The organism is Bacillus cereus group sp. BfR-BA-01349, assembly GCF_022663795.1.
Taxonomy (GTDB): domain Bacteria; phylum Bacillota; class Bacilli; order Bacillales; family Bacillaceae_G; genus Bacillus_A; species Bacillus_A cereus.
In genome coordinates, this window is sequence record NZ_JAKUGE010000005.1 from 12,937 (window position 1) to 23,517 (window position 10,581).

The window sequence follows — 10,581 nt, forward strand, 5'->3', positions numbered from 1 at the left end:
TATTAATTGATAGGAACAACATAAGGAATGTCAGTACTCTTCATCCAATATAACCTATCATTTTTTGGTTAAGTAACATTGACTCCTTCTTCACTTCTACTAAAAAATCCGTTTTTCTAGAAAAACTTCATTCGAAAAATAGTACCAGATAGGACAGGTTTTTATATGTTTATTTTTTAATAATTATAAGTTTTATAACACAATAAAGGCTATTATTTTCCCGATATAATAACCTTCATATCATCTTTTTTAAGTAACTATAACAAAATGTAAGAACGGACTTTCACTTCAAACCTGCATGCCTTTATACATACGCAATAGTTCATTGCCTAATGTTTTTCAGTTAAAATAGTAATGATTCTGTTCATCTTTTCCTAAAGAATCATACATTTTTTTTAACTTCGGAAAAGTAGCAATGGAAGTAATCCAGTGTATTGTATAATTTATTGAGAAGAAATAAAAAACTCCTTGTCTCTCCCCCTCTTGTAGTATTTCTTTCAATTGTTCAAAGTTACCTATAATATAAGGCTTGATTTTTTCTATTCGTGCACTTTCCTTCAAAAGCTCCCCATATACCAACGTTCCTATTTCTGGGTTTTCTTTTATTTGTGCAACAAAGACATGTAAATATTCTTTAAGAGCATTGATAGGATCAAATTGGTTTTTCTCCAGAAAATTAGGTAACGCATTCGCGACACTATATTTCTTAAATACCTCATAATATAGACTTTCTTTCCCATTAAAATAGTAAGAAGCCATGGAAACATTCACTTTTGCTTCTATTGCAATTTCTTGTATACTCGTCCCTTCATAACCATGCTCTCCAAATTTTTTCTTAGCAGCCTTTAAAATGCTTTCCATTGTCCGCTCTCTCGATTTCCCCATTGCCACACACCTCAAATACATAGATAGTTTAGTTCCACAGTCTAAAAAGGGCTTTAAATGACCGACCCTTTCAATACAATTAAATCATATATTTAAAATGAAAACTTGACAATCATAAACATTACTAACAAAAAATATCATTACACATCCCTTCGTGCACCAAAGTAATAAATTAGTAATTGTGTTTTTTCTTTTTTTCCATACTCATTATCATCTTACAATTGGTATTTCCAATGCTAAGAGCTACATATTTATTTTTAACTATAATCGTATTACAATTTAAAATAATTAAAATAAATATACAATATTATGAATCGGCAAATACCCCTAACATATACGAATTACTTTATAAAAGAGGTACAACTCTTATCATTTCAGCAGATGCCTTACAAGGGAATGACTTTTAGTAGCCAAAACAGGTGATTTGATACAATCCAAAATTCCTATTACTCTTGAGTACATCCATATGTAGTTAAAAGAAGAAATGGGCTTTCCCGCTCCTCTATACATTCACATTTTCTTTTTCAATCAATGTTTTTACCATCCCCCCTATGAAATTAATTGTATGTGAGCTGAATCAATTAAATCTATTTCCGTTTACATTTCTGGAATCATGATAGGTGTTAGCATGTGTTTTTCCGTCTACGTCCGCACTAAAATTATGGACATCATTGGTGACAAAATATATTTGATTGAAATCGCATTAACTGTGATAGCAAATTTAAGAAATTATTCATTCATAATAAAGAAAATCACAAGCTCCCCTACTATTTTTACAAAGTACTAAAACCTTTTCTTTTTATTTCAGCGATGCTATAATTATAATTCATTATTAACTAATTTCATGGACCTTTAGCTCAGTTGGTTAGAGCAGACGGCTCATAACCGTCCGGTCGTGGGTTCGAGCCCTACAAGGTCCATTATTCATTAAAAACATTAGTCACTTTAACAAGTTAATAATCCTTAGACGTGAATCCGCTATATGTTACATAAGATTGTTTTAATCGAATTACCTCTACTTCAAACCTTATTAGCCTGCTATATGAAAGTAACTTTCTCAATATACTCTATACTTTTATGTATTAAAATAAGATTGGTTGGATGGGCTTTTAAAATATATATTATTAACATGGTTTAAGTTCAAAAAAGACACCCAATTCATTGAAGTGCCCCCCAATTGTTAGACACAACTAACAATTGGAGGTTTGGACTTGTCAACATTTACTAGACACTAAGTTAGGTGAATATTATGAATAGGCCTTTTCAAATTCGCTTGGAGTAAGATACTCCAAGGAAGAGTGCATTCTTTTTGTATTATAGTACAACTCTATATATTTAAATATTTCTATTCGGGCTTGTTCAGGAGTTCTAAATTTAGCACCTTGAATAAGCTCTCTTTTTATAGTTTTATAAAAGGATTCCATCAATGCGTTATCGTACGGGTTTCCTTTTCTACTGACACTCGAAACAGCACCATACTGTTTTAGTGTAGATTGAAAATTACTGCCTTTATACTGAGACCCTTGGTCTGTATGAATGATTAATCCTGTTTTCGGGTGTTCTTTTTGATATCCCTGTAAAAAAGCATCTATCACAAGAGAATCTTTCATACGTGTACTCATGGACCAACTCGTTACTTTTCTAGAGTACATATCTACAAATACCGCAAGGTATAAAGTGCCTTTTGGAGCAGGGATATAGGTAATATCACCGACCCATATTTTATTTCGTTGATCCGTTTGAAAAACTTGATTTAAGAGGTTGGGTCTTTCTATAGAAGTTGATTTTTTATTATAACGTTTGTAGCGATAGCGACTGCCTTTCGCATACAGTTTCATTTGACGCATCAGTTTTCCTACTCGCTTCCGGTTTACTTTGATGCCTTTCTTTTCAAGAACTTTTGTAATTCTTAAAGATCCATACCGCCCCTTATGCTCCTCAAATATTTGCTGTATTTCCTCACTTAACACGTCATTCTCTAGAGCTCGTTTAGAAGGTTTTCTCTGTAAATATTCATAGTAACCTGATCGCGAGATGTTTAACGTTTTACAAGCCTTCTTGATGTTATATTTGTGTTTAGTTTATTTTCTTTTAAATATTGAAATCTTACACATTCTTTTTCTTCAAGAAGACCTGGAACTTTTTTAATAAATCGAGCTCTTTTCTCAGTTCTTCATTCTCACGCTTAAGTTTTTTCATTTCATACTGAGAATGATAAAGCGCGCTTCCACGGCCTGGAAACGCACTTTCCCCATATTCTTCATATTCACTTATCCAACGATAGAGGGTATTAGAATGAATCGATAATTCTCTGGAAACCTCTTTTACAAACATATTTTCTTCCAGTACCAGCTGAACTGCAGCCATTTTAAATTGACGATCATAAACTTTTCTACTCATAAACTGAATCACCTTTCTCTCTTAACTTAGTGTCCAATTTAGATGTTTTGATACGTGTCCCGTTTTTGGGGTTCACTTCAAAAATCCTTTTCCTGTGTTTTTTTCTGTGAAAGACTCAAGTTATCATTCCAAATTTCATATGTGCTGTAGAGGTAAAAAATCTTAACATGTGTGTGATGACTTAAAAAAGATCACAGAAAAATAAACCACATGTTATTAAATTTTTTTAACAGTAGCGAAAGAAATATGAACTTGAATGGGTTACTAAGAAAGAACTTTTGAATATTCAATGAAACCAGATCGTTGATCTAATATGTAATAGATAATTTTAATAACTTTATGTGCAATGGCAATAAGTGCTTTCTTTTTACCTCTCCGTGCAGCAAGAGACCAATACTTTCCTGATAACCATATATGACGTGTTCGGGAGATTGCCCAGGCTACTTCGCAAAGCATAGATTGAATGTGTGGGTTTCCTTTTGTTGTTCGAGAATTCTTTTTCTTGCCTGCACTTTCATGATTTCCAGGGGATAATCCTGCCCATGAAGCAAGATGATGGGCGGATGGAAATTGTCTCATTTCGACACCAACTTCTGCAATAATACTTGCGGCAGCATGTTTTTTCACCCCAGGAATCGTTAAAAGGAGTTCAGCTTGTTCTTGATAAGTAAAAAGAAGTTCATCAATTTTTTCTTCTATTTGTTGAATGGATTCTTCGAGAAATAAGATGTGATTCCAAGATTGGCGAATAAGAAAAATTTGATGTGGATTTAAAGTTCCAAACAAGAATTCTGTAATCTGGGATGCCTTCGGCATCATGCTTCCATGAATATTTTCTTCTACTTCATGTGAGTTAACATATCCTTGTTCCACAAGGCAGTGCGACACGTTCCTAAGTGAAAAGCTTAGGAACTGTCATTCCAAGAAGTCAAATGATAGGGTAACGCCTTGAAGGGCTTCCTTTAATACTCCGACATGCAGTGAAGTTAGCAAGAACTGAACTGTATGAAGCTCGGTGAAGTCGGTTGAGAGTTACCGTAATCCTATAGGATACGAAAGTCACTCAGAGTTGGGTGGTGTAACCTATCACTTCTTTGCGAATCATTTGATGGGAAAAGATGTGGAGCTTAAGAAAATACGTGACTATTTAGGACATGAATCTATTATGACGACAGAACGTTATTTAAGGGAACGTACAAGACGCCAAAACTTGGCCACAATAGATATAGGGAATTCATTATTTTAGTAAGTATATAATTAGGAAGAAGCTCGATTTTAAGGTTTAAAAGTTCAATTTAGGAAATATCTCTAAAAACAACAAATGCGATTGCCTCTATTGAGATAATCGCATTCGAATTATTTAATGGTTAATCCATTTTAGCTAATAATTGTTCTGTTTCATTTTTACTAAATTGTTTGGTTGCTCTTTACTACCAGCAGCGGTGTAAACAATTCCTACCGTCAAAACGATACTTGTTAATATAAAAAATATTTTCTTCGCATTATGCTACCCTCGTATATTATATCATTTTTTAAAAATTCTCCTACTATCTTTTTAGGGGATTTATTATAGAACCTCACTCATACAACTCAACTTTGCTTTTTTAAACTTTGTAACAGATGCACTTCTAATCTCGACTAAATAGGTCCCTAGTATAAACTTTATCAGTTAGGTCACATAATTCATCAGATAATCTATTAGCTACAATTACATCACTTATCTTTTTAAATTCTTCAAAGTTATTAATAACCCTAGAATTATAAAATGCTTTCCCGTGAAAAGTAGGTTCATATATAACTACTTCTATCCCCTTTTCTTTAATACGCCTCATAATTCCTTGAACAGCTGATTGTCTAAAATTATCTGAATTCATTTTCATGGTTAATCGATATATCCCCACAACCTTAGGTTTTCTCTTTATAATCATTTCTGCAATATGATCTTTTCTCGTTCTATTTGCAGCAACAATTGCTGTCATTATATTATTGGGGATATTCTCATAGTTTACCAATAGCTGTTTTGTATCTTTTGGCAAACAATATCCACCATAACCAAATGATGGATTGTTGTAGTGATTCCCAATTCTATTATCTAATCCAATCCCGTCGATAATTTGTTTTGTGTGTAATCCTCTTACTTCTGCATATGAATCTAATTCATTAAAAAAAGCTACTCTCATCGCTAAATATGTGTTAGTAAACAATTTAATCGCTTCTGCTTCAGTTGAGTTTGTAAATAAGACAGGAATATCTTTCTTAGCAGCTCCTTCTACTAACAAGTCAGCAAATACTTTAGCCCTACTAGACTGTTCACCAACGATTATACGTGAAGGATATAAGTTATCATATAAAGCGTTACCCTCTCTTAAAAATTCTGGTGAAAAAATAATATTACTTGTTTTAAACTTTCGCTTTACTTTTTCTGTATAGCCTACGGGTACAGTTGATTTAATTATCATTATAGCTTCTGGATTAATTGTTAAGATTTTAGCAATTACAGTTTCAACGGTCCTTGTATTAAAAGAATTTTTTTCTGGATCATAATCTGTTGGCGTTGCAATAATTACATAATCAGCATCCTTAAATGCTTTGTAACTATCGGTAGTTGCAATTAAATTTAATTCTTTTGTTGCTAAAAATTTCTCAATTTCATCATCTAAAATAGGAGACTTTTTATCATTTATCATATCTACTTTTTTTTGAATAATATCAAGTGCTATAACTTCGTTATTTTGAGACAATAAAATCGCATTAGATAGTCCTACGTATCCTATTCCTGCTATTGTAATTTTCACAATAAGCACACCCTCAATATCTTTTTGTTTTATATCCCAATCTCCTTAATTCTATATATTTTTTATAATATTTAAATCCAACTTTATTTTCTATAAAAATAATAAACCTTTCTTATTAGAGTCTCAAGGAAATACAGTCAGCGTTGATTAATCATAAATTAATATAATACTAGAGTTAGTGTTGTCTATTATTGATTGATTTAACTTTTTAGTATTTGTGATAGCTAAAATAATAACCTGTTTTCAATTTCCAAAAATATAAGGTAACATACTGTTTCTCTTTTAAATGAAAGTTGGATAGTACAATTTTTCAAGGAAATTTAGTTGGCCTAAATTTTTATTTAAGAATACTGTTAATTTATTATTATTACTAAAAGCTGTAACATAAATTAAATCTTGTATTTTTTCCAAGTTATCAAAGACATTGCTGATTGTATCATAATAAGAGCTCTTTTCGTAATCTGATACTTCTCCAATATAATTTATTGAGGTATTTGAAATCGAATTCCACTGATCTTTAAGTTTTTTTTGTTCTTTTGTTTTACTTGGGTAATTTGAACCAAACGCATATCCTGGTCTGTATGGGTGGGTAGTGTAGTATTTTCCGAATATCCCCTCAGATTTATTCGTAAATTGTTCATAGTTTTCATCTTTTGAATAAACTAAATATAAACTACCATGAAAATCACCGATTGTGGTTGAAAAATCAAAAAGCTTATTTTCTCGCCCGTTAATGACTGATTTTATTACAATTTGTTCTCGATCTACGATTTCTAATAATCTTTTTCCTATAACATATGAAAGAAAATTTATAATCCGAAAAGAATCACCTTGGCTAGGATAATCTATTTCATAACATTTTAAACTTTTACTTAGCTTATTTAAGTTGACATCATTCACATTTTTGCTTATAGCAAGTAAATTATTATGATATGCATTATTTTTCAAGCTATCAATTGTATTATATTCTCTAACCTCATAACAGAAATCATTATAACTTGCCTTTTCTTTACTTGAATAGCCATTTAGTTCCTCACCAATCATTTTTTTAATTATATTAATACATGAGATATCAGCAATAGTATGATCTAACACACCAACTATTGTATACCCTGATTTATCTATTAGTAAGGCTAAAAAACCGAGTAACCCACCATTATTGCGAGCCTTATACACCAAGTTTTCTCCTATTGATTCGATTTTTTGGATAAATGATTTTTTTTCAACATTTCGATTTAATGTAAATATAGGAAAACTATCAATGGAATTTAAAATTTTAAATTCTAATCTGGAATCACTTTCCCTTAACATAGCTCTCATCAAATCATTGCTATTAATAATAGTTTTAATTGCTTTTATTACTGTTTCCTTATCGTATGAAGTATCTACCCTATAACCAAAGGAAACTGAACTCTTAAAATTATCAAAATAGTAAACCCGTTGTGAGTGTATAGTTTCAAAGCTATAAGTAGTTTGATATTCATCATTTAATAAATAACCGTTGATTTCTTTTTCCATGAGCTTAAAGTCTTCCTCATGTAGCTTTTCTTCAAAAACTTCTTCTCTTTCTGTTGTTAATAATTTTGAAACTTCAGAAGCAATCCTAGATAATGTTCGATTAGTATAAATTAACTCCAAAGAAAGCTCTGTTTCATACATTTCTTCTAATTTTAAAAGTAATTGAAATACATCTAGGGAATCTCCACCTAACTCAAAGAAATCACTATCTTTTCCAATTAACTCTTTTGGTAAATTAAGTATTAGAGCGACTTTATCTCTTAAAACCTCTTCAAATTCTGTCATATCCTTACTAATGATTAGTTTTTCCGATTTCTTACTCTCTTCATAAGAAAATAATAAAGATTTTCGATCAACTTTATTATTTTCGGTCAATGGAAACGTCTTGATGATATGATAATCATTTGGAAACATATACCTTTCAAGTACTGAAGTAGCCATTTTTTTCATATCATGAATTGTTAAATTAGAACTCAGGATAAATGCAAGCAATTTACCCTGATAAAATAAAACAACCGCTTGTTGAACCCCATGTATTTTTTCAAGTAAATATTCAATTTCACCTAATTCTACACGTATACCGTTAATTTGTATTTGACTATCATTTCTTCCATGGTAGTATAGTTGATCTTTATTACATGAAACTACATCGCCAGTATTGTAATATTTTTCCCCATTAATTACTACAAACCTCTCTTTATTTAAGGATTCATCTGTATATCCAGCTGTTACTCCATCTCCCCCTATCAAAAGAATTCCTAAATTTGAGTCATTGATAGGTTGAATTTCAATTTTCACACCATCTAGTGGTTGACCAATTGGAATATCATCCATCGCAATTTTCGGGAGTTCAAAACAAGTTGCATATATTGTCGTCTCTGTCGGACCATATGCATTGAACAATTTAAAATTCATGTTATTTTGAATCCATTTGTGTTGAATAATAGGATTAAATCTTTCTCCAGCTATTACAACATATTTCATAGAATTATTAATTAATTGCAAATCATTCATGTCCATTGAATCTAGAATTGTATTAAATGCGGAAGGAGATGCTGCCATATGTGTAACACCATACTTATAAATTAAGGATGGGAACTTCCTGTAGACTTCTAAAGAGCTTAAATCTAGACAACAAACTGATCCACCTCCAATAATCCACCCTAAAATTTCAGAAATAGATACATCGAAAGTATATGGAGTGGAGAAAAGGTATACTGATTCCTTATTTACAGGAAATAATCTTTGGAGATTTTCTAAAATATAGTCGAGATTTTTCCTAATAACCTTTACTCCTTTTGGCTTTCCTGTACTACCAGAAGTATGTAATACATACACTTCTTTTTCTGAATCAATAATTTTAAAATTAATGCTCATAAAACAATCAGAATTTCTTATCTCTTCACTTAAACATTCATCTGGCGTATTAAACCTAGAAATCTCGCTTGGTAAAGTTAACTCCGAGTTATCGCTAATAATTGCACTTGCTTTTGTTCCTATAATAATATCTTTTATTTTTTCATTTGAGATTGTATTGCTAACAGGAACATAACTATTTCCAGATTTAATAATAGAAATTATTGCCAAAATAACATTTGCTCCGTGAGGTAATTTAACCAAAACTCTATTATTCTCACCAATTGATTTTAATAGTTTATTTGCAAAATAGTTTGTAATGTCTTCAACATCTCTATATGTGTATACTTCTGCACCATCAAAAATTGCTATTTTATCCGGAGTGTTTTTTGAATAATAACTCAATTTTTCTAAAAAAAACATCATTTCTCCTCCTCATTTTTAAACATTTTCATTTTTATTAGAAGTATTAAAAATAAAAATAGTATGCCAGTCCCAATAAATCCAAACGCATTCCAACTAGGTGTAGTAAAGTTGGCAAAAAAGAACGAACCTATTGGCATAAATAAAACCGCGACAGTAAATACAATACTAAAAACTCTACCTAAAAATTCTGTATCAACAGTATTTTGTATGTAAGTAAAGAACTTTATGTTATAAATTGTTAATGATATTGAAAAAATAAAAAAATAAAAAAACATACTCCACTTAAAGGGTCTAAATAAAGCAAGGAATAAAAGCGAAATCCCCATAAAAAATAAACAATAGTGTATACTTTTTAAATCGATTTTTTTTAAAAAAAATCGATTTAAAAGAGCCCCAACAATACTCCCTATAGATTCTGTAATTAAAATGGATGCATAGATACCTTGATTTTCAGAAAAAATATTTGTATATGGTAAAAAGAAATTATATCCTGCTAGAAAAAAATTAATAAAAGAAGATACAATTAATAATTCAAGAACATTACGCTGGTTCAAAACATATTTAAAACCATCTGAAAGAACTACCATATATTTTTCTTTACCCTTTTTCTTTTTCTGCACATAATTTATAACTTGAAATCTACTTACACAATAAGCAGAAATAAGAAAACTAATACTATTAATTAACATTCCTGTCTTAAATCCAAAATAATGTACGGTACTTATAGCAACTAAAGGACCCAATACAGAAACCACTTCTGAAAAAGCATTAGAGTATGAATTGAATTTATTTAAATCTTCTGTTTTCAGTATATCTTTAACAATAGCTTTATATGCAGGGGAATTAAAAGAATACAATAACGCCAATAAAATATTTATTAAAATAATTAAAAATAAGGAATTTTTACTATCCCAAAAAAGATAAAGTAGAAAGGTTGCTAGTGAAGCGGTTAAATCTGTTATAATAATTATTTTCTTCCTATTTTTTAAATCTGCAAAAACACCACCTAACATATTAAACAATATATTTACAATAATTTCAGAACTTTGATATAGTGCTAAAAGGTTAGAAGCCTTTGTTCCTAAAGAAGCTATTAATACATTATTTATATAATCAAAAATTACATTACCTATTTTATTTGTTGTTTTACCCGTAAGCATATATATACCATTTTTCTTTGAACGATCCATTATGTTCCCTC

The 10,581-nt window shown here is 30.5% G+C and carries 5 protein-coding genes, 1 tRNA gene and 2 pseudogenes; 2 read left to right on the top strand and 6 right to left on the bottom strand.

Features of this window, described 5'->3' with window-relative positions; translation table 11 throughout:
• Positions 1 to 339: 339 nt before the first annotated feature.
• Positions 340 to 885, bottom strand: coding sequence for a TetR/AcrR family transcriptional regulator (locus MR169_RS04625; protein ID WP_347408017.1), 546 nt, complete (start codon positions 883 to 885; stop codon positions 340 to 342).
• A gap of 846 nt (positions 886 to 1,731) precedes the next feature.
• Here MR169_RS04625 and MR169_RS04630 point away from each other — a divergent pair.
• Positions 1,732 to 1,805: transfer RNA gene (locus tag MR169_RS04630), tRNA-Ile, on the top strand.
• A 327-nt stretch (positions 1,806 to 2,132) separates the two neighbouring features.
• Here the strand turns inward: MR169_RS04630 and MR169_RS04635 are convergent.
• Positions 2,133 to 3,285: pseudogene (locus MR169_RS04635) on the bottom strand (IS3 family transposase).
• Positions 3,286 to 3,549: 264 nt separating this feature from the next.
• Positions 3,550 to 4,158 (bottom strand): transposase, encoded by a 609-nt coding sequence (locus MR169_RS04640; RefSeq protein ID WP_242318982.1) that lies wholly within the window; start codon positions 4,156 to 4,158, stop codon positions 3,550 to 3,552.
• 214 nt (positions 4,159 to 4,372) lie between these two features.
• Here MR169_RS04640 and MR169_RS04645 point away from each other — a divergent pair.
• A pseudogene (locus MR169_RS04645) lies at positions 4,373 to 4,531 on the top strand (tyrosine-type recombinase/integrase); the annotation flags it as partial.
• Positions 4,532 to 4,913: 382 nt separating this feature from the next.
• Here MR169_RS04645 and MR169_RS04650 read toward each other — a convergent pair.
• From MR169_RS04650 to MR169_RS04660, 3 genes are all read right to left on the bottom strand, one after another.
• Positions 4,914 to 6,080: a nucleotide sugar dehydrogenase gene (locus MR169_RS04650; protein ID WP_242318984.1), complete on the bottom strand. Its 1,167-nt coding sequence runs from the start codon at positions 6,078 to 6,080 to the stop codon at positions 4,914 to 4,916.
• Between the two features lie 282 nt (positions 6,081 to 6,362).
• Positions 6,363 to 9,377, bottom strand: coding sequence for a non-ribosomal peptide synthetase (locus MR169_RS04655; RefSeq protein WP_242318986.1), 3,015 nt, complete (start codon positions 9,375 to 9,377; stop codon positions 6,363 to 6,365).
• Positions 9,377 to 10,570, bottom strand: coding sequence for an MFS transporter (locus MR169_RS04660; protein WP_242318988.1), 1,194 nt, complete (start codon positions 10,568 to 10,570; stop codon positions 9,377 to 9,379). The genes MR169_RS04655 and MR169_RS04660 overlap by 1 nt, the downstream gene beginning before the upstream one ends.
• Positions 10,571 to 10,581 lie beyond the last annotated feature (11 nt).